The following is a 17,213-nucleotide window of genomic DNA, read 5'->3' as shown; positions in this document are numbered from 1 at the left end:
TGTGGCTACAAACATAAGATATCATATTATTCTACTAAAGTCAAAGAAGTTTGAAATATATTTCGGGTGGATCTTGGAGTGTCCTCGATTAGAACTGTGGACGGAGTCGACGAGTTATTCTCCGGAGTTTCGGTGCCGGCGTACTCCGGACGACGACGGGCTGGCACACCGGTGTTTTTGTCACCACTGCGGTCGAACTGTCGGTATGACCGCTGAAGCAAGCGATACGAACACGAAGGTCGCCCGAGTGATCCGGAAATACGACCTCGACGGGATGGGCGCGAACTTGGAGACGGCGTGGACGGGTGAGTCGGGCGAGCGAACGAGCCTGCGGGATCTCGCCGACGAGTTCAATGAAGCGGTGCTGGAGGCGGCTCTTCGCGAGGCGAACGTCTCATCGGTTAGCGTGAACGTTTCGAGCGCGTACGACGCTCTCCGAGGAGAATCCGGATCGTCGAAGACCCGGACCCGCCGTCACCTCGAACGTGAAGGGATTGATGTCGACGAGCTGACCGGGGATTTCGTTACCCACCAGGCGATCCACACGTACCTCACCAAGGAGCGGGAGGCGAGCCTCCCCGCGGCGGGCGACGGCATGGTGGAGCGGAAGGTCGAGACCATCGAGAAACTGGTGGGTCGCCTGTCAGCGGTCGCTGAGTCCGCTATCTCTTCGCTCGCGAGCGCGGACGAACTGGACACCGACGGGTACGACGTACTCGTCGACGTGCGCGCCGTCTGCCCGCACTGCGGCGCGGACGTGCCGATTGGAGAACTCATTCGCCGAGGTGGCTGCGGCTGTACGGCAAAATCCGAAGCCGCCGAGGAGTAAGTCGGGTCGCGGACGGTACCGTGGAGTGAAGTCCGTCTCTCAGGCGGAGCGTATCCGGCGACAGGGCGGCAGAACCGATTCCCCTCTGTGACCCAAATAGTAATTTTCCAAGGTATTATCTAAATCTGATATATGTCGTCCAGTCGGGGCAGTCGAGGGCGACGACACCGGTTTACCGTCAGGGGGGCAACCCTAGCCAATGGCACAACGATCGCTTCCGGTTCGCGCGCTGTGGTTCGTGTTCGTCGGCTGGTGGGCGACGCCGATCGTCGTCAACGTCGCGTGGGCGCTCAACGTCACGGTTCTCCTGCTGCCGGTCGGCATCAAACTGATCAACCTCGTGCCGACGGTGCTCACGCTCGCGGAGCCGCGGTCGCTCTCGGAGCCGGAGTCGGCGCGCGGGCAGCGCTCGCTCGCCGTCCGGGGAATCTACTTCCTCCTCGTCGGCTGGTGGCTGAGCCTGCTGTGGGCGAACGTCGCGTCCTTGCTCGCGATCACGGTCGTGGGGCTCCCGGTCGCGGTCTGGATGCTCAACCGGCTGCCGTACGTCACGTCGCTGTACCGGTTCCACGGCTAATCTCCGCGGACACCGCCCGGTCGGCAGAGCCAATCCGGCGGGCGGCGCGCGGGCACAAGAGGTAATTCGCTGGCACCGAGTGAGGACGCATGGACGACACGCCGCTGTACGAGCGGATGCGACGGTACGAGACGTTGGCGAGCGAGGCACGTAAGGCAACGAAAAAGCGCGACAAGATGGGCAAGGCGATCGGACGGCGACTGGCGACGTCGGTGACCGACGCCGTCGAGCGAGAGGGGGCGAACGTCGAGGTGCTGGGTCAGTCCGCGGACGGGGATCGGTATCGGTTCGCGGCGCGACTCGACCGGGCGGCGCTCGTCGCCGCGCTGACGGAGACGCTCCCCGACGGGTTCGTCGTCTCGCACGTCAACGACGACGGGACGCTCTCCGTGGAGTGGACCGGCGACGAGCGGACCCCATCGAAGCGCCAACACGGCGCAGTCTTGAAAGCCGTCATCGCCGAGGAGATGGTCGTAGACGACGACGGACTGGTCGAGTCGGTGCCGACGCGCGACCGGGTGCTCGCGCGGGCGGTCGAGTTGGGACTCGACGAGGACGACGCCGCCGCGCGGCTGGACCGGCTGGCGACGCTGGAGGTCGTCGACCTCGACGACGGGTACGTCTACCCGGACGAGAATTTCTCGCGGTACTGACCGCGGTCGGCGAGCGGGGCAGCCGAGGACGACTCCAATCCGGCCGCGGTCACCAGTCCCGCGAGACCGGCGTCTCGCTGGCGTCGACGTTCGCCAGCAGCCACGCCGCGGCGTCGCCGAGCGCGTCGTCGTCGGTGGCGGTCACCTTCAGCCGGTTGTGGTCGGCCTCGCGATCAGGATAACAGCCGACGGCGACGTCGAATCGGTCCATCGCCTCCTCCAAGGCGGCGATGATGTTCGACTCCGGCTCAACGGTGTAGAGGAACCGGGAGCGGCGGTCGCCCGCGAACTCGTCGGCAACCGTCTCGAACGTCGCCTTCAGCTCGTCCGGAATCCCGGGCATGACGTACACGCCCTCGATCACGCAGCCCGGCGCGAGCCCCGCCTCGGTCACGAGCGGCCGACTCCCCTCGGGGACCGCCGCCTCGGCCGCCACGTCGACGTCGAACTCGCGGTCGGGGACCCGCTCGCGGATCGCGGCGAGCCGGCGTTCGACCGACTCGCGCGTGAGGTCGGTGACGACCATCTCGCGGTCGAACGCGTCCGCGACCGCCTCCATCGTCACGTCGTCCGGCGTGCTGCCGATCCCGCCGGTGACGATCACGGCGTCGAACGCGGCGGCGTACTCCCGTACCCGCGCCGCGATCTCGGCCCTGTCGTCCGGGATCGACAGGATCCGCTCGACCGCGACGCCGCGCTCGCTCAGCTCGCCGGCGAGCCAGTTCGCGTTCGTGTTCACCGTGTCCCCCGAGAGCAGTTCGTCCCCGACCGTGATCAGCGCGACCTCCATCGAGCGAACGTTCGACCGGCCGAGGGATGTACGTTTCCCGCCGCCCTGACCCAAATAATAATGAGGGACGGCGGTCTCCGTCACGAGGTGACACGCGACACCACGCGGCGCGCGGTCCTCGCGAGCGTCCTCGCGGCCGGCACCGCCGGGCTGGCGGCCAGCGACGCGGCCGATCTCCTCGACTCGTTCGCGCCGCTGTCGGGCGAGGCGTGGGACGCCGCCGACCGGTCGCTCCCGGAGACCGTCGAGAGCCCGCACGGCCCGGCGGAGGTCGCCCGCGACGAGTTCGGCGTCCCGCAGGTCGAGGCCGACGACGAGTCCGCCGCGTACTTCGCGGTGGGCTACTGTCAGGCGTTCGACCGGCTGTTCGCCATGGACCTCCAGCGCCGGGTGATGCGCGGCCGGCTCTCGGAGGTGATCGGCGAGGCGACGCTCGACGGCGACGAGTTCAACGTCGCGATGGGGTTCGCCGAGGCCGCGGAGGCCACGTGGGAGGTCGTCGCCGAGAGCCGCGCCGGGCCCCTCGTCGAGGCGTTCGCCGACGGCGTCAACGCAGCGAGAGATGACCTGCCGCTCCCGCTGGAGTTCGAGCTGATCGGCTACGAGCCGGAGCCGTGGACCCCGGTCGACTCGATGCTGATGGAGAAACAGATCTCGTGGACGCTCACCGGCGACTTCGGCGAACTGCGGCGCGCGCTCGTCGCCGACCGGCTCGGCGAGGAGCGCGCCGAGACGCTGTTCCCGACGCGGTACGACCACGACGACACGATCCTCGACGGGACGGAGACCCGGTTGGACGAGTCGCGGGCGGCGTCGACCGCGGGGCGCTTCGATTTCGAGGCGGGCGGCGACGATCGGTCGACGGGCGGCTCGGTCGACCCCGTCGACCCCGCGTTGACCGACTGGCTCTCCGGCTTCGAGTCGCCGACCGGCGTCGGCTCGAACAGCTGGGTCGTCTCGGGCGACCACACCGCGAGCGGGACGCCGATCGTCGCGTACGACCCCCACCTCTCCTTACAAGCGCCGCCGCTGTGGTACGAGCAGTCGGTCGAGACCCCCGAGCGGTCGGTCCGGGGCGCGACGTTCTCGGGCGTCCCGTTCGTCATCGCGGGCGCGAACGACCGCGGCGCGTGGTCGTTCACCAACCTCGGCGCGGACGTCCTCGACTGCTACCGCTACGAGATCGACGACGCGGGCGACCGCTATCGGTACGACGGCGAGTGGCGCTCCTTCGAGGTCGACGAGACGCGGACGATCCCGGTCGCCGGCGGCGAGGACCGCGACCTCCGGGTGCGCCGCACCGTCCACGGCCCCCTCATCGAGCGCGAGGGGCGGACGGTCGGCGTGGCGTGGACGGGCCACACCGCGACGCGGACCACGGTCGCCATCGAGGCGTACGGGCGCAGCGAGGGGGTCGACGACCTGCTCGACGCGACGCGCGACTTCGACCTGCCCACGCAGAACCTCGTGTACGCCGACGCGGACGGCCGGACGCTCTACTTCGCGACCGGGCGGCTGCCGGTCTGCCGGATCGACGGCGAGGTCGTGGACGGCGACCGGGTCTTCGACGGCTCCGCCGGCGAGGGCGAGTGGGCGGGGTTCGAGCCGTTCGGCGAGTCCTCGTGGGACGGGTTCGTCCCCTTCGCGGAGAAGCCGCACGCGATCGACCCGGACGCCCTCTCGACGGCCAACCAGCGCCCGATCGACGACCCGACTCACTACGTCGGGACCGCCTACGCGACCCCGTACCGCGGGTCGCGGATCGCCGACCGGCTGGACGCCGCGGTCGACGGGGAGGGCGTCACGGACCCCGACTTCCACCGGGGCCTCCAGAGCGACGTGCGCGACGGCCGCGCGCCCGAACTCGTCCCGGAGGTAGTGGAGGCGGTTCGCGACGCCGAAGCTTCCGACGCGCCGGACCTCAGCCAATCGCTCGTCGACGCCGCCGACGCGCTCGATGCGTGGGACTACCGGATGGCCCGCGGCTCCCGCGCCGCGCTGCTGTTCGCCCGCTACCTGCCGGCGTTCCGCGAGCGCGTCTTCGGGCCCGCCTTCACCGAGGCCGACCTCGGCGAGTCGTACTACCCGAGCGACTGGACGCTCGCGCGGCTCCCGGACGACGACCCGCTGTTCGACGCACTCCCTCGGGCCGCCCGCGCGGTCGACGCCCTCCGGGCCGCGCTCGCCGAGATCGACGAGGAGGGCTGGGAGACGTACGGCGACTACAACACCACCCGAGCGATGGACCACCCGCTCGGCGGCGAGGCCCCGTTCCTGAACTACGGCGACCTGTCCGCCGACGGCTCGCCCGGGACCGTGAAGAACTACCGCGTCGAGTCCGCGGTCGGGTCGAGCTGGCGGATGGTGGTGCGGCCGGGGACCGACGCCACCGCGGTCCTGCCGGGCGGGAACTCCGGCGACTACTTCTCCGACCACTACGACGACCAGCTCCGGCGGTGGCTCGACAACGACCAGCGACCGATGTCGCTCGGCGGCGGCGACGACCCCGCCGTCCGGTTCGAGTCGACGGGGGAGTCGCGATGAGCGGCTCGGTCTCCCTGCTCGACCGCGTCAGGACCGAACCGCGCCCGCACGGCGTCGCGCTGCTCGTCGCCCTCGCCGTCGGCGTCGCGCTCGCGACAATTCACTGGATCGGACTGATCGCGGCGGGCGCGCTCGCGTCGCTCGTCGCGCCGACGGTTCGCCGGGGCGTCGTCTACGCGCTCGCCGCGGGGATAGGCGCGCTCGTCGCGTTCGCGGCGTCGCTCGGTCCCGCGGCCGCCGCCGTGCCCGGGATGCGGCCGATCGTCTACGTCACCGTCGGTGCCGGGCTCGGGCTGCCGCTTCTCGGGTCGCTCGCCCGATCCGTCGTCACGTGACGGGCCGGGCGTGGCCGGTTCGGGGGCTGGGGTCGGTTCGGGAGCGGGATCGGTCCGGCCGGGCCGACTCAGTCCAACGGCTCTATGTCGGTCACGGTCTCGTCGGTCTCGACGTCACCCGTGTTGCGCGTCTCGCTCGGTTCGAACAGCAGGATCTCCGCCTCCGGCTCCGCGACCGGGCGGTGTTCGGTCCCGCGCGGGACGACCGCGAACTCGCCCGGCTCCAACACGGTGTCGGACGCCTCGCGGAACTCGATCCGGAGTCGCCCGGAATGGACGAAGAACAGCTCGTCGGCCTCCGCGTGGCTGTGCCAGACGAACTCCCCGTCCCCCTTCGCCAGCTTGACCGCCTGCCCGTTGAGTTCGCCCGCGAGCCGCGGGGACCACGTCTCGTCGAACGAGTCGAACGCCTCGCCGAGCGCCACCTTCTCCATACCGCCGGTCCACGTCGCAGGGGTAAAGTCGCTGTCCACCCGCTCCGCGAACGGTCCCGAGACGTGAGATCGATATATACCGCTCCGGAGCGCTCACGCGGCGACGGTACCCCTATTATAAGCGCTTACGAGGGGTCGCCGCGAGCGGCGGCGTATGGCAGCGACTCACGCGGACGAGGGGAGCGACCCGACCCGGGCGGCGCGGTCTGCGCTCCGGGTCGAGCGGCGGCGGGTCGTCGACGAGCGGGAGGCGTTCCGGGCGTTCCGCGGCCGCGTGTCGTCGATCCCGGACGAGAGCGGGCGCACTGATCCGCCGAACGGCGCGGGGACCGGCGGCACGCGCGGCGCGCTCGGCGGTACAGGCGGTGGGTTCAGCGGCGCGGCGGACGGCGGGGTCGGCGTCGGCGGCGCGGCGACGCCCGCCGGCTCCCGGCTCGTGGCGGTGCGGGACGCGTACCGGTCGACAGTGATGTCGGTCCCGCACTACGAGGCGGAGTACGACGACACCTACGAGCGGAGCGTGGCCGAAGAGTTCGGTCCCGAACTCGCGTACGCGCTCACCCGCACGAACTGCTTTCACGAGGAGTACAAGCGCTCGCTGCTGAGCGCGGCCGAGACCGCGGTCCAAGAGCGCGAGGCGTTCCTCGACGCGCTGGAGTCGGAGATCGAGTCGGTCGAGCGCGCGCGGTCCAGACTCGATCCGATCCGGACGGAGATCGAGGCGATCGAGGTGGAACTCGGCTGTGACGGCGAGGGGAAGAAGGGGACCGCGGACTTCGGCGCGCTCGACGCCTGTCGGACCCGGACCGACGCGCTCCGCGAAGATTGCGACCGGATCGCGGCCCGCCGTCAGCGCGTGCTCGCGGACCACGAGCGCCGGCTCGCGTTGAGCGATGACCTCAATCTGCCGGCGTACTGCTATCAGGACCTCGACGTGACGTATCCAGTCCTCGCGGCCGTCGCCGCGGTCGGCGACCGCCTAGACGCGCTCCGCCGCCGGATCGAGAGCGAGATGGGTCGATCGCGCTGATTCGTCCGTTCAGACCGAGTCGACACGAACACCGCCCAACTGTACGCGGATGCGGTCGTTTATGACTCACCGATCAACACGAACACCACCGAAGCCCCAGCCGCGAGGACTCGCGCGACTCGCTGCGCTCCTCACTCGGTCGCTATCGCTCCCTCGTTGCGGTGCTTGCGTCGTCGTGCGTCGTCCTCGCGGCTGCCCCTTCGATTCCCGCCCCGCAACCGCACCTCACGCCTCCCCAGCCTCGTCAGTCGCCGTCGCTTCGCTCCGGCGACTGACTCCCTCGCGCGGTGCTGCCTCGCGGTCGCCACCGGCGACCGCTCGCAGGCACGCGCCACCGCCTGTTTTATGAGTATCATCGGTTTCGATCATAGCCGGTCGGACGGAACGACGCGATACGGTCCGTCTTCGTTCCCGGTAACACCCGTGTCCGCGCCGATTCAAGTTCCTCCGGGGCGTAGACGAAAGCATGACAGACGCATCCGATACCGCCGAAGTCGAGTCGGGAGACGGACCGACGCCCACCCCCGGAATCCACCACGTGACCTGCGTGGCCGGCGACCCGCAGCGGAACCTCGACTTCTGGGTCGAGACGCTCGGGCTCCGACTGGTGAAGCGGTCGATCAACCAGGACGACCCCGGGACGTACCACTTCTTCTACGGCGACGCTGACGGGACGCCCGGCACCAGCATGACCTTTTTCCCGTGGACGAACCTGCCGGACGGCGAGGTCGGAGCGGGACAGGTCTCCCGGACCGCGTTCCGGGTTCCGGCCGGGAGCCTCGACTACTGGGAGGAGCGGTTCGACGAGCGCGGCGTCGACTACGACGCCCGCGAGGAGCGCTTCGGGGAGACGGTCCTCCCCTTCCGCGACCCCGACGGACTCCCCGTCGAGCTGGTCGCCGTCGAGGTCCCGGACGACGACCCGACGACCGCGTGGACCGCGTTCGTCCCCGAGTCGGCGGCGATCCGCGGGTTCCACTCGGTGACGCTGTGGCTCGACGACGCCGAGCGCACCGAGCGCCTCCTGCGGACGATGGGGCTGACCGAGAGCGAATCCGCGGCGGACGCCGCGACCGGAAGCGATCGAACGCGCTTCGCCGCGAGCGGTCCCGTGGGCAAGTACGTCGACGTCGTCGAGACGGACCGACAGGGGCGGTCGGGCCGCGGCACAGTCCACCACGTCGCGTTCCAGACGCCGACGGACGCCGACCAGTCCGCGATGCGCGACGCGGTGGCGTCGATGGGGTTATGCCCGACCCAGCAGATCGACCGCCACTGGTTCCGGTCGGTGTACTTCCGGGAGTTCGCGGGCGTCCTCTTCGAACTCGCCACGAGCGACCCCGGGTACGCGAGCGACGAGCCGCTCGACGAACTCGGCGAGCGACTGGTGTTGCCCGGTCAGTTCGAGGACCGGCGCGACGAGATCGAGTCCGGTCTCGCCGACGTGATGGTCCCGCGGCCGGAGGAGGATAACAGAGTCGACCCCGACGCCGTCGAGACCGCCGAAGGCGACGACGACTGAGGACCGATCCTTCTAATCGGGCGCGACCGAACGCCCGTCCATGACAGAGGACCTCGGCACGCCCGTACTCGATAACCACCTCCACCTCGACCCCCGTCACGGTCGCGGGGTCGAGGCCGTCGAAGACTTCGTCCGGCTCGGCGGCACCCACCTGCTCGTGGTGAACAAGCCCTCGTGGCTGCTCGACGTCGAACCAGACGAACCGGAAGACTTCCGGGCCGTCTTCGAGGAGACGCTGGAGACGGTCGCGGCCGCGACGGAGGTCATTCCGGGGCGCGCGTGGCCCGTCCTCGGCGTCCACCCCGGGCTCGTCAGCCGGCTCGTCGACGAGCGGGGCTTCTCGCCGGAGGCGGCCCGCGACCTCATGCGCGGCGGGCTGGCGGTCGCGAGCGAGTACGTCGCCGACGGCGACGCGCTCGCGCTGAAGTCCGGCCGCCCCCACTACGACGTGAGCGACGCGGTCTGGGAGGCGTCGAACGCGGTGACTCGGCGCGCGTTCGAACTCGGTGCCGACGTCGACTGCGCGGTCCAGCTCCACACCGAGGCCACCGAGGACCTGACCGACCTCGCCGCGGTCGCGGAGGCGGTCGGACTCGACCCCTCGCGCGTCGTCAAACACTACGCCGCGGGCGAGCTGGCCGGCGTCACGCCGAGCGTGATGAGCGACAAGGACCGGCTGGAGCGCGCCACCGAGGCGGGCGAGCCGTTCCTGATGGAGACGGACTACGTCGACGACCCCGACCGGCCGGGGATGGTGCTGGGACCGAAGACCGTCCCGCGACGGGTGCGGTGGCTACTCGAACAGGGGTACGACGAGGCGGTCCGGCGCGCGCACGTCGAGACGCCCGCCGCGGTGTACGGGATCGACACCGAGTCAACGCTCGACCGAGCGCCGTGATTTTCCGGCGTCGAGCCGGGTGAGACGCGGTCTCGGGCGGCGATCGATAGGAAAGGCATTTGAGTTGGCCGGGCGACGTACGGGACATGACCGACGACGACGCCGTTGAAACGTTCTATACCGACGAACGCTGGCAGAACTGGCTCGACAGGCTGGCCGAGGAGGAACTCGACCCCGAAAACGAGGACTCCGCGCGGCTCCTGTTGAACCTCCAAGACGACGCGGCGATCGCGGTGGTGAAGGTGCTCGCCGCCTTCGACGACGACCGCATCGACGAGGAGCGCGCGGTCGAGGAGGTCCGCGACATCCGCGACATCGTCCTCGCCGACGTCGAGTTCGACGACGAGGACAAGGTGATGCTGATCGACGGCGTCCAGACCTCGCTCGTCCCCGTCTTCTACGCGGCCGAGGAGTACGTCGTCGGCGGCGTCGTCGAGGGCGACGTGAGCGAGTTCGTGCGCGCGGCCGCCGAGGCCGAGGAGGGCGACGACCTCGACGCCGCGCTCGGCTACGTCGTTCAGGCCGGCACGCGCGTCATCGACGGCGAGGCGCTCGACATCGAACTCGTCGAGGACCTCGAATACGGGCTGGTCTCCGAGTGGGTCAACGGACTCGACTCGCTCCAGTCGGCCATCGAGGATCCGGAAGTCGTCGAGGAAGAAGACTGAGCGCGCCGGACCATTCGACACGCGTCCCCGTGGCCTCCGCGGCGACCGTCGACGTTTTCGAAGGCGCTCGCCGCCTCTATCAAAATGTAGAATGAACGACGAAGTTTTCCGAGTGGCCTATCGAGAGGCCAGTAGTGACAGATTCGTCACAGGCGCTCAACAGCTATTTCAGCGGGGCGTCATCTATCCTTCTCCTCGCTCCATTACTCGGATCTGCCGATGACAGCGCCTGTGTCGACCTCCTAACCCGATATTTGCCCAGTGAGACGAACGTCTTGGCCGTGACCCTCTCGTCGTCTCCGACGGAGCGGCTGTCGATCTGGCAACGCGAATCCGGCACCGAACTCCCCGCGCGGGCGACGGTTGTGGACGGGAGACGGGACAAGACGACGTCACAGCCCGAAACAACCGACTGGGGAACGGTCTCCGTGCGTGGTGTTCCCGAAGACGGAGACCTCTACGACATCGGTCTCACGATCGCCAGTCAGCTGGGTGCGTGGAAAGACACCGACGAGCGGAGCGTTATGTGCCTCCACTCCGTGACGACGCTGCTCGCCTCCTTCGACATCGAACAGGTAGTCGGTCTGATCACCGCTCTCAACGATCTCTGCGAGGATATCGGCGTCGTCGCTCACCACCACGTCGACTCGGAGGAACACGACGAGGAAACGACAGCAACGCTTCGGCCGCTGTACGACGCGGTGATCGAACACACCCCGGACGACGGCTGGATCCCGACGGAGCGCGAGAGATCGACGACGGCACCGACGTTCCGTTCGACGACGTCACCGCCGGGCGGAACGGGGACGGCCGATCCGGACCGGTCCGAGACAGTACCGATGCGACACTCCTTCGAAACGGTACTGGATCTGGTGTCGTCCCCGCGCCGACGCACCCTCCTGTACAACCTGAAGAGCCAGCCGACCGAGGATGTCTCGCTCGATCGACTGGTCGAGGAAGTCCACAACATCGATCGGTCGCTGCCGATCCGCGACGCGCCGTCACGCGAGAAGGTTCGGATCGAAATCGTCCACGTTCACCTCCCGATGCTCCAAGACGCCGGAATTATCCAGTACGACACCGACACCGAGATGATCCAGTACACGGGGAATCAGGGGTTAGAGGCGTTTCTCCGATACATCGAGACGATCGAACTCGGGTAACAGTAGGTCGCAACGCGGCCGACGAGGCGGTATCTCGACGAAGCGTTTTGAACTCGCGCGTCGTTAGTCGCGTATGGCACTCCCCGCGGCCGAACTGGCGACCGCGCTGCTCGTCGTCTGGACGGCCAGCGCGTTCGTCCCGTTCGTGCCGAGCGGCGTCCTCGCGGCGCTGACCGTCGTCGGCTACGCGTACACCACCGCCTTCACCGAGCCGAGTCTTGCCGTGTTGCTCGCGCTCGTCCTCGTCTCACTGCTGGCCTCGGCCGTGGACCTGTTTTCGGGGATGGTCTCCGGGCGGCTCGGTGGCGCGTCGACCCGGACCGTCGTCGTCGGCACGCTGGTCGGCGTCGCGCTGCTGCTCCCGCTCGGGCCGATCGGTCTCGTCGTCGGGCTGTGCGGCACCGTCTTCCTCGTCGCCCTGTACGAGGATGACGCCGAACCGCGCGTCGCCGCCCGGCAGGCGGCGTACGCGGCCGTCGGCGTCCTCGCGAGCGCGTTCGTCCAAGCGGTCCTGCTGGGCGGCGTCGCGGTCGCGTTCGCGCTCTCGGTACTGTGACCGAAGGCCGGACCCGAAGGCTCGAACCTCACGCCGCCACGGAGAAGAGGACGAGGTTGTGGACCGCCGGGCCGAGCCCCATCGCTCCGACGAAGCCCAAGAGGAGATACCCCTCTGCCGGCGTCTCGCGCACGTACGCGGCGAACAGCCAGACGACGGCGGTCGCGACCGCGAGCTTCACGAGGAGGAACAGCCACCCCTCGCCGAGCACCGGCACCGGCGGGACCCCGCCGAGTTCCAAGAGGAACCGCGAGAGCGGCGTGCGCTCGCCGAAGCCGAGCTGCGTGGTTCCGACCGCCGTCGAGACGCCGTCGAGCGCGTGGCCGAACACCGCGAGCGCGCCGACGCCGCCGGTGACCGCGGCCTCGGGCCGGAGCCGCGTCAGACCGACCCACGCCCCGCCGGCGACCGGGACGGTGAGCGCGAGCGCGACCGCCGACCAGCGCGCCCCCTCGGGGGAGAGGCCGGTCCCGGCCGCGACCGCGACGACGGGGACGACGAGGAGCGCGCCGGCGGCCGCGAGGGTCGCCGCGACGCGGTTCGGGCGGGTCGCGTCGGCCGCGATCCACGCCGCGCCAGCGACCGCACCCACCGTGAGGTAGACCGTCGGCGAGCCGGCGAAGGGGGCGAGGACGGGCGGGAGCGCGTCGACGACGTAGAGGACGTGCGCGGCGGAGCCGAGCGCCATCCACGGGGCGAGCGCGAGGACGCGGCGGCCGGTGACCCGCGGGCGACGGCGGCGGAGCGCGGCGGCGACCCCGCCGGCCGCGAGCAGGACGACGAGGAGGTGCGGCAGGGGCGGGAGCGTCGTGCCCGCGGGGAGGAGACCGCCGACCATCAGACGGACAACACGGGCTGGCTCGCGTACAGCAGGACGTACTCCGCGGCCTTCCCCAGCACCTCGCCGGGGTCGCCGGAGACCGGCTCGCGCGGGACGACGATGAAGTCCGAGTCCAGTTCCTCGGCCGTGTCGAGGACGACGCTGCCGGGGTGGACCGTCTTCACCGAGGTGGAGAACCCGTTCGCGATGGAGTTGCTGTGGGGGACGCCGGCCGCGTCCGCGCGGCGGGCGACCGAGTCGGTGAACGCCTCTGAGTCGTCGGCCACCTCGCTCTCGTCGACCACGCCGTGGTCGATTGCGCGGACGACGTCCTCGTCGAGCACGTACAGCGCGTGGACGCTCGCGTCGTACTCGGCCGCGACCGCGATGGCGTAATCGACCGCCTCGTGTGACTCCTCGCTGCCGTCGACGGGCACGAGGACGAGGTCGATATCGAGATCGGTCATACCCGACCCGTCGGCGGGGGAGGGCAAAAAGCCCGCCCCAACGCCGCGGTCGGGTGACCGCGCGGTTCCGCGGTCGATGGGGTACCCGGGTCCGTTCGATTCCGGCGAGTCGGTCCCGTCGGATCCGCCGCTTCAGGCGGATTCGCGCCTGAAGCGACTGGTCGCTGAACAGTGCGTGTTGAACGGGTTCACGTTCCGGCCGTCGCGGTCCAGCTCGCGCTCGCTTCGACGCCAGACTCGAAGGTGAGACGAGCCACTTCCGGCGGCGTGTCCTCACCACCACCTGCGGGGAGGAACTGGAATCTGATTCGCTCACCGGTCTCTCCGAGCAGCGCTTCGAGAGTCACGATGTCACCCGTTTCGGCGGTGACGAATTCCCGGCGAACGACCGTTTCACCGCCGGCGACTTCGACGTCCAGCTGGGCATCGAACCGTTCCAATTTCGTGTCTACTGAGACTCTCACGGGACTGTCACCGGCATTCTCGACGACCAGCGTTCCACCCGGGTAGTCGGGGGGCGCGTTCCCACCGGGAAGCGTCTCGACGCATCCCGCGAGCGCCAGTATACCGGAACAGGCTCCAGCCGCGCGTAGGCATTGTCTCCGCCGCATACCCGACGACCAAACCGTTCCTGAAATGTCTTCTCCTCAATATCGGCGGAGTTCGTTGATTCACAGAGGAACAAGGAAAGCCCGCGGCTTCAGCCGCTGGGGGAATCCGACTGTACCGCTGTCGGACCGTACTGAGCTATCGAGAGGACAAAATAGCAAAATACGAGTATGTCAACGGGGCCGTTGGCTCAGAAGTCGGGCAGTTCGCGCTGCCCGCGCTCACGCCGCTCCGCGGGCGGGACGTTGGTGGCGACGATCTCGTCGACCGCGTCGCGGTTGTCGGCGTCGCTGTTGATCGAACGGGTCGCGTCCTCGCGGTCGACGCGGAAGCCCGCGTCGGCGTACGCGTCGTACATCACGCCGCTGTTCGAGAGCACGACCCAGACGCCGGCGTCGTCGAGGTCGCCGGCGACCTCCAGCAGGCGGCGCTGGTCCTCGCGGTCGAACCCCGACGCGCTGTACTCGTTGAAGTTCGCGGTCGCGCTCATCGGCTCGTAGGGGGGATCGAAGTAGACCAGATCGCCCGGATCGGCGGCGTCAAGGACGTACGCGAAGTCGTCGTTGCGGATCTCGGCGTCGGCGAGCAGGTCGCTCGCGCATCGGATCCGGTCGCGCTGGACCCAGTCCGGGTCGGCGTACCGGCCGATCGGGACGTTGAATCCGCCGTCGGCGTTCTCGCGGTACAGCCCGTTGTAGCAGGTGCGGTTGAGGTATAAAAGCAGGGCGGCCTCCTCCAGCGGGTCGAACTCCCCCTCGTACGGGCGGCGGTTGAACCGCGCGCGCTGCTGGTAGTAGTAGGCGTCCACGTCCCGGCCGCGCGCGGTCTCGTCGGCGTACGGCAGGTCGGGGTCCGAGTCGCTCTCGGGGTCGTCGAACGCCGCGAGCCGGGCGATCAGCTCCTCGGGGCGGTCCCGGACCTGCTCGTAGAAGTTCACGAGCCGCGGGTTCGCGTCGTTGACCGTCGCGCGGGCGGGTTCCAGATCGAAGAAGACGGCCCCGCCGCCGACGAACGGCTCGTGGTACCGGCCGAACGAGGCCGGGAACCGGGCATACAGCTCGTCGAGCAGCTGTCGCTTCCCGCCGGCCCACTTCAGGATCGGCTCGGCCATCGCTGTCGAGTGTCGCCCGCGGCCGGGGATAAACGTCTCGGGCCGCGTCCGCGACGGCGACTCCCGATCGAAGCGGAGATGTCGGCGACCGCGGTCAGTCGTCGGAAGGCTCCGGCATCGGGAGGTCGTCGACGTGCTCGGCGGCCTCCTCGAAGTTCGGCCCGGGTTTGATGGTCCCCGCCTCGCGGTCCCACTCGATGTAGCCCGCCTCCTCTAAGGCCGGGAGGTGGGTCTCGCGGAGTTCGGCCGCGATCTCGTCGGCCCGCCCGCGAACGCGCAGATCCGCGACCGTCTCGACGGTGCCGTCCGCGAGACCGGCGACCACGCGCTTGCGCTCCGACGCCGCGACGACGACCGCTGGATCGGTAGTGGGAGTATCGAGTGTCATCGTGTGGCTATCCGTATCTGCGCGTGGTATCGGACCGAAATAAAAGCACCGCCGAACCCGGGACGGGTCCACGGTCGCCGACGAGCGGACGGAGCCGACGGCGCGGACCGCGAACGCCGCATTCGTCCGTCAAAAACTCCCGGCATCGGAGCCGATCGCGACCGCGGTTCGACGGAAGTCACAAAATTATGAGAAGTATAATAACGTCTACCATGGTACGTCTTACACCCCATTAACAACCGTTTTAGAACCTCTAATTGGGAGAGGTGTGGTAGCATTTCTCAAAACCTATTTGAGAAGTGAAAGGTTTTAGTCGTCGGAGCGTGTACGGTGAGATATGTACCAAGGCTCTATCACCTCGGCGGAGCAGCACCGACCCGCCGGATCCGAATCGCCGCCCGCCGGACGCTCCCCGCTGGGGACGCTCGTGTACTTAGCGCTCGTCATCGTCCCGTTCGTCGCGCTCGCGTACCCGGTCGCCACCGTCGCGCTGCTGACCGGCACCGTCGCGCTCGCCGTCCTCTCGCGGTCCGTCCTGCGGACCCTGCGACGGCGCAGCGGCCGCGTCCAGACGCTCACGCTCCCCGGACTGGGCACCGTCGAGTACCGCATTACGACGAACTGACCGCGCGACCGTCCGGCTCCCGTCGGGCCGTCGTCGAACCGATTTCGAGAAGATCCCTTTTCCGACCGCGACGCGGTCGCCCGCGTCGCAGTCGGTCGTTTTCAGATCCCGTACGCGACGCGTTCGCCGACGTCGAGTCCGTTCGCGAGTGCGGCGTGGAGGCGGCCCTCGCCCGCGACCCAGTCGCCGAGGAGGTACAGCCCCGCGTCCCGCGCCGAGTCGACCGGACCGCGGTCGACGCCGTCCTCGGGGAGCGCGTAGCGCCACCCCTGATGATCGGTCCACGCGGGGTCGGCGAGTCGCTCATCGCCGAGGATGTCGGCGGTGTGCGCCGCCAGCGCGGCGACGTTCTCGGCCGGGTCGTCGTCGTAGTGCGTCGCCGACCACGCGCCGCCGGCCTGGACGACGAGCAGCGTCTCCCCGTCGGGGACGTGACCGGCCTTACATTCCTCGCGGGAGACCCACCCGACCGCGTGTTCCTTGTCGGTGTTGACGAGCGCGTAGTAGGGGACATCGAGCGCGAACGGGTAGTGTAACACCGCGGTCCAGACGCTGCCGTACTCGACCGCGCCGACCGCCTCGACGAGCGTCTCTCGGAGCGGGTCGTCCCACTCGGCCGTCCGGAGCAGCTCGGCGGTCTGCGGGGCCGGCGGATTCATGAGGAGGACGTCGAACGGCCCGTGCGTCTCCCCGTCGGCGTCGTCGAGTTCCCAGCGTCCGTCGTCGGTCGGGTTCGCGCCGTCGACTCGGCGGACCGTCTCGACGCGGGTCCGTCGGTGGACCGTCGCGTCGGTGCGGCCGAACAGCCGCTTGGCGATCTGCGTGAGCCCCCGCCGGTAGCTCCACTTGTGCTCGTCGGCGTCGCGGCCGGGCGACACCGTCCCGTCGACGTCGAAGGTGTACACCGGCTCGGTCGCGTCGACGAGCCCCTCGTCGTCGAGCGTCTCCGTGATCAGTTCGACGACGCGGTCGTCGTCGCTCTTCAGGTAGTTCGCCCCGTAGTCGTACGTGAGGTCGTCGTGGCGGCGGGTCGCCGCGCGCCCGCACAGCCCCCCGGACTTCTCGACGACGGTCACGTCCGCGTCGGGCACGGTCCGATCGATGACGAACGCCGCCGCGGCCGCCCCGGCACCCGCGCCGACGATGCCTACGTCAGTCACACCGACCGTTGGGACCGTGACCACTTAACCGGTC

The 17,213-nt window shown here is 69.3% G+C and carries 20 protein-coding genes; 12 read left to right on the top strand and 8 right to left on the bottom strand.

Translation table 11 applies throughout. The annotated features are described in order from the left end of the window. Positions 1 to 205: 205 nt before the first annotated feature. The 3 genes from rdfA (at position 206) to QOL69_RS03305 (ending at position 2,059) form a co-directional block, all read left to right on the top strand. A complete protein-coding gene (rdfA, locus tag QOL69_RS03315; protein WP_283402022.1) occupies positions 206 to 829 on the top strand; it encodes a rod-determining factor RdfA in 624 nt (207 codons plus the stop codon). A 199-nt stretch (positions 830 to 1,028) separates the two neighbouring features. Then, on the top strand, positions 1,029 to 1,406 hold the full coding sequence (locus QOL69_RS03310; protein ID WP_283402021.1) for a YccF domain-containing protein: 378 nt from the start codon (positions 1,029 to 1,031) through the stop codon (positions 1,404 to 1,406). Positions 1,407 to 1,495: 89 nt separating this feature from the next. Next, entirely contained in the window at positions 1,496 to 2,059 is a 564-nt protein-coding gene (locus QOL69_RS03305; RefSeq protein ID WP_283402020.1) for a hypothetical protein, read from the top strand. A gap of 49 nt (positions 2,060 to 2,108) precedes the next feature. Here QOL69_RS03305 and QOL69_RS03300 read toward each other — a convergent pair whose 3' ends face one another. Next, positions 2,109 to 2,849, bottom strand: a complete 741-nt coding sequence (locus tag QOL69_RS03300) for a competence/damage-inducible protein A (RefSeq protein ID WP_283402019.1) — start codon at positions 2,847 to 2,849, stop codon at positions 2,109 to 2,111. Positions 2,850 to 2,936: 87 nt separating this feature from the next. Here QOL69_RS03300 and QOL69_RS03295 point away from each other — a divergent pair, with 87 nt between their 5' ends. Together QOL69_RS03295 and QOL69_RS03290 are read left to right on the top strand one after the other, a co-directional pair. Further along, on the top strand, positions 2,937 to 5,393 hold the full coding sequence (locus QOL69_RS03295) for a penicillin acylase family protein (protein ID WP_283402018.1): 2,457 nt from the start codon (positions 2,937 to 2,939) through the stop codon (positions 5,391 to 5,393). Continuing rightward, on the top strand, positions 5,390 to 5,728 hold the full coding sequence (locus QOL69_RS03290) for a hypothetical protein (protein ID WP_283402017.1): 339 nt from the start codon (positions 5,390 to 5,392) through the stop codon (positions 5,726 to 5,728). Before QOL69_RS03295 ends, QOL69_RS03290 begins: the two co-directional genes overlap by 4 nt. Before the next feature lie 68 nt (positions 5,729 to 5,796). Here QOL69_RS03290 and QOL69_RS03285 read toward each other — a convergent pair whose 3' ends face one another. Next, complete coding sequence (locus QOL69_RS03285; protein ID WP_283402016.1) at positions 5,797 to 6,162, bottom strand: cupin domain-containing protein; 366 nt, start codon at positions 6,160 to 6,162, stop codon at positions 5,797 to 5,799. A 154-nt stretch (positions 6,163 to 6,316) separates the two neighbouring features. On the opposite strand from QOL69_RS03285, the gene QOL69_RS03280 reads away from it, so the two are divergent. The 6 genes from QOL69_RS03280 (at position 6,317) to QOL69_RS03255 (ending at position 11,999) form a co-directional block, all read left to right on the top strand. Continuing rightward, on the top strand, positions 6,317 to 7,192 hold the full coding sequence (locus tag QOL69_RS03280; protein WP_283402015.1) for a DUF7260 family protein: 876 nt from the start codon (positions 6,317 to 6,319) through the stop codon (positions 7,190 to 7,192). A gap of 466 nt (positions 7,193 to 7,658) precedes the next feature. Next, a complete protein-coding gene (locus QOL69_RS03275) occupies positions 7,659 to 8,714 on the top strand; it encodes a ring-cleaving dioxygenase (protein ID WP_283402014.1) in 1,056 nt (351 codons plus the stop codon). Positions 8,715 to 8,754: 40 nt separating this feature from the next. Then, on the top strand, positions 8,755 to 9,612 hold the full coding sequence (locus QOL69_RS03270; protein WP_283402013.1) for a TatD family hydrolase: 858 nt from the start codon (positions 8,755 to 8,757) through the stop codon (positions 9,610 to 9,612). Between the two features lie 86 nt (positions 9,613 to 9,698). After that, on the top strand, positions 9,699 to 10,280 hold the full coding sequence (locus QOL69_RS03265) for a DUF2150 family protein (RefSeq protein WP_048076377.1): 582 nt from the start codon (positions 9,699 to 9,701) through the stop codon (positions 10,278 to 10,280). 281 nt (positions 10,281 to 10,561) lie between these two features. Then, complete coding sequence (locus QOL69_RS03260; RefSeq protein WP_052334909.1) at positions 10,562 to 11,443, top strand: DUF7504 family protein; 882 nt, start codon at positions 10,562 to 10,564, stop codon at positions 11,441 to 11,443. A 73-nt stretch (positions 11,444 to 11,516) separates the two neighbouring features. Beyond that, on the top strand, positions 11,517 to 11,999 hold the full coding sequence (locus QOL69_RS03255; RefSeq protein WP_283402012.1) for a DUF456 family protein: 483 nt from the start codon (positions 11,517 to 11,519) through the stop codon (positions 11,997 to 11,999). Between the two features lie 28 nt (positions 12,000 to 12,027). Here the strand turns inward: QOL69_RS03255 and QOL69_RS03250 are convergent, their stop codons facing one another. The 5 genes from QOL69_RS03250 to QOL69_RS03230 form a co-directional block, all read right to left on the bottom strand. After that, positions 12,028 to 12,837 carry a DUF63 family protein gene (locus tag QOL69_RS03250; RefSeq protein WP_283402011.1) on the bottom strand — a complete coding sequence of 270 codons (810 nt, stop codon included), beginning with the start codon at positions 12,835 to 12,837 and terminating at the stop codon, positions 12,028 to 12,030. Further along, positions 12,837 to 13,286 carry a universal stress protein gene (locus QOL69_RS03245; protein WP_283402010.1) on the bottom strand — a complete coding sequence of 150 codons (450 nt, stop codon included), beginning with the start codon at positions 13,284 to 13,286 and terminating at the stop codon, positions 12,837 to 12,839. Before QOL69_RS03245 ends, QOL69_RS03250 begins: the two co-directional genes overlap by 1 nt. A gap of 188 nt (positions 13,287 to 13,474) precedes the next feature. After that, positions 13,475 to 13,897 (bottom strand): hypothetical protein, encoded by a 423-nt coding sequence (locus QOL69_RS03240; RefSeq protein WP_283402009.1) that lies wholly within the window; start codon positions 13,895 to 13,897, stop codon positions 13,475 to 13,477. Positions 13,898 to 14,085: 188 nt separating this feature from the next. Then, the gene (locus QOL69_RS03235; RefSeq protein WP_283402008.1) at positions 14,086 to 15,006 is read right to left on the bottom strand and encodes a DNA adenine methylase; all 921 of its coding nucleotides are present in this window, start codon (positions 15,004 to 15,006) and stop codon (positions 14,086 to 14,088) included. A 94-nt stretch (positions 15,007 to 15,100) separates the two neighbouring features. Beyond that, positions 15,101 to 15,394: a DUF7344 domain-containing protein gene (locus QOL69_RS03230; protein WP_048076381.1), complete on the bottom strand. Its 294-nt coding sequence runs from the start codon at positions 15,392 to 15,394 to the stop codon at positions 15,101 to 15,103. A gap of 337 nt (positions 15,395 to 15,731) precedes the next feature. Here QOL69_RS03230 and QOL69_RS03225 point away from each other — a divergent pair, with 337 nt between their 5' ends. Beyond that, a complete protein-coding gene (locus QOL69_RS03225) occupies positions 15,732 to 16,019 on the top strand; it encodes a hypothetical protein (protein WP_283402007.1) in 288 nt (95 codons plus the stop codon). A 101-nt stretch (positions 16,020 to 16,120) separates the two neighbouring features. Here QOL69_RS03225 and QOL69_RS03220 read toward each other — a convergent pair whose 3' ends face one another. Then, positions 16,121 to 17,179, bottom strand: a complete 1,059-nt coding sequence (locus QOL69_RS03220; RefSeq protein WP_283402006.1) for an NAD(P)/FAD-dependent oxidoreductase — start codon at positions 17,177 to 17,179, stop codon at positions 16,121 to 16,123. Between the last annotated feature and the right edge of the window lie 34 nt (positions 17,180 to 17,213).

It is taken from the genome of Halorubrum sp. DM2, from assembly GCF_901686465.1.
Lineage (GTDB): Archaea > Halobacteriota > Halobacteria > Halobacteriales > Haloferacaceae > Halorubrum.
This window is presented reverse-complemented; position numbering and strand designations above follow the sequence as displayed.

Excerpts from the sequence above, each read along its gene's own strand:
- rdfA (WP_283402022.1), top strand. The coding sequence starts at position 206 with ATGACCGCTGAAGCAAGCGATACGAACACGAAGGTCGCCCGAGTGATC.
- QOL69_RS03310 (WP_283402021.1), top strand. The coding sequence starts at position 1,029 with ATGGCACAACGATCGCTTCCGGTTCGCGCGCTGTGGTTCGTGTTCGTC.
- QOL69_RS03305 (WP_283402020.1), top strand. The coding sequence starts at position 1,496 with ATGGACGACACGCCGCTGTACGAGCGGATGCGACGGTACGAGACGTTG.
- QOL69_RS03300 (WP_283402019.1), bottom strand. The coding sequence starts at position 2,849 with ATGGAGGTCGCGCTGATCACGGTCGGGGACGAACTGCTCTCGGGGGAC.
- QOL69_RS03290 (WP_283402017.1), top strand. The coding sequence starts at position 5,390 with ATGAGCGGCTCGGTCTCCCTGCTCGACCGCGTCAGGACCGAACCGCGC.
- QOL69_RS03285 (WP_283402016.1), bottom strand. The coding sequence starts at position 6,162 with ATGGAGAAGGTGGCGCTCGGCGAGGCGTTCGACTCGTTCGACGAGACG.
- QOL69_RS03280 (WP_283402015.1), top strand. The coding sequence starts at position 6,317 with ATGGCAGCGACTCACGCGGACGAGGGGAGCGACCCGACCCGGGCGGCG.
- QOL69_RS03275 (WP_283402014.1), top strand. The coding sequence starts at position 7,659 with ATGACAGACGCATCCGATACCGCCGAAGTCGAGTCGGGAGACGGACCG.
- QOL69_RS03270 (WP_283402013.1), top strand. The coding sequence starts at position 8,755 with ATGACAGAGGACCTCGGCACGCCCGTACTCGATAACCACCTCCACCTC.
- QOL69_RS03265 (WP_048076377.1), top strand. The coding sequence starts at position 9,699 with ATGACCGACGACGACGCCGTTGAAACGTTCTATACCGACGAACGCTGG.
- QOL69_RS03255 (WP_283402012.1), top strand. The coding sequence starts at position 11,517 with ATGGCACTCCCCGCGGCCGAACTGGCGACCGCGCTGCTCGTCGTCTGG.
- QOL69_RS03250 (WP_283402011.1), bottom strand. The coding sequence starts at position 12,837 with ATGGTCGGCGGTCTCCTCCCCGCGGGCACGACGCTCCCGCCCCTGCCG.
- QOL69_RS03245 (WP_283402010.1), bottom strand. The coding sequence starts at position 13,286 with ATGACCGATCTCGATATCGACCTCGTCCTCGTGCCCGTCGACGGCAGC.
- QOL69_RS03240 (WP_283402009.1), bottom strand. The coding sequence starts at position 13,897 with ATGCGGCGGAGACAATGCCTACGCGCGGCTGGAGCCTGTTCCGGTATA.
- QOL69_RS03235 (WP_283402008.1), bottom strand. The coding sequence starts at position 15,006 with ATGGCCGAGCCGATCCTGAAGTGGGCCGGCGGGAAGCGACAGCTGCTC.
- QOL69_RS03230 (WP_048076381.1), bottom strand. The coding sequence starts at position 15,394 with ATGACACTCGATACTCCCACTACCGATCCAGCGGTCGTCGTCGCGGCG.
- QOL69_RS03225 (WP_283402007.1), top strand. The coding sequence starts at position 15,732 with ATGTACCAAGGCTCTATCACCTCGGCGGAGCAGCACCGACCCGCCGGA.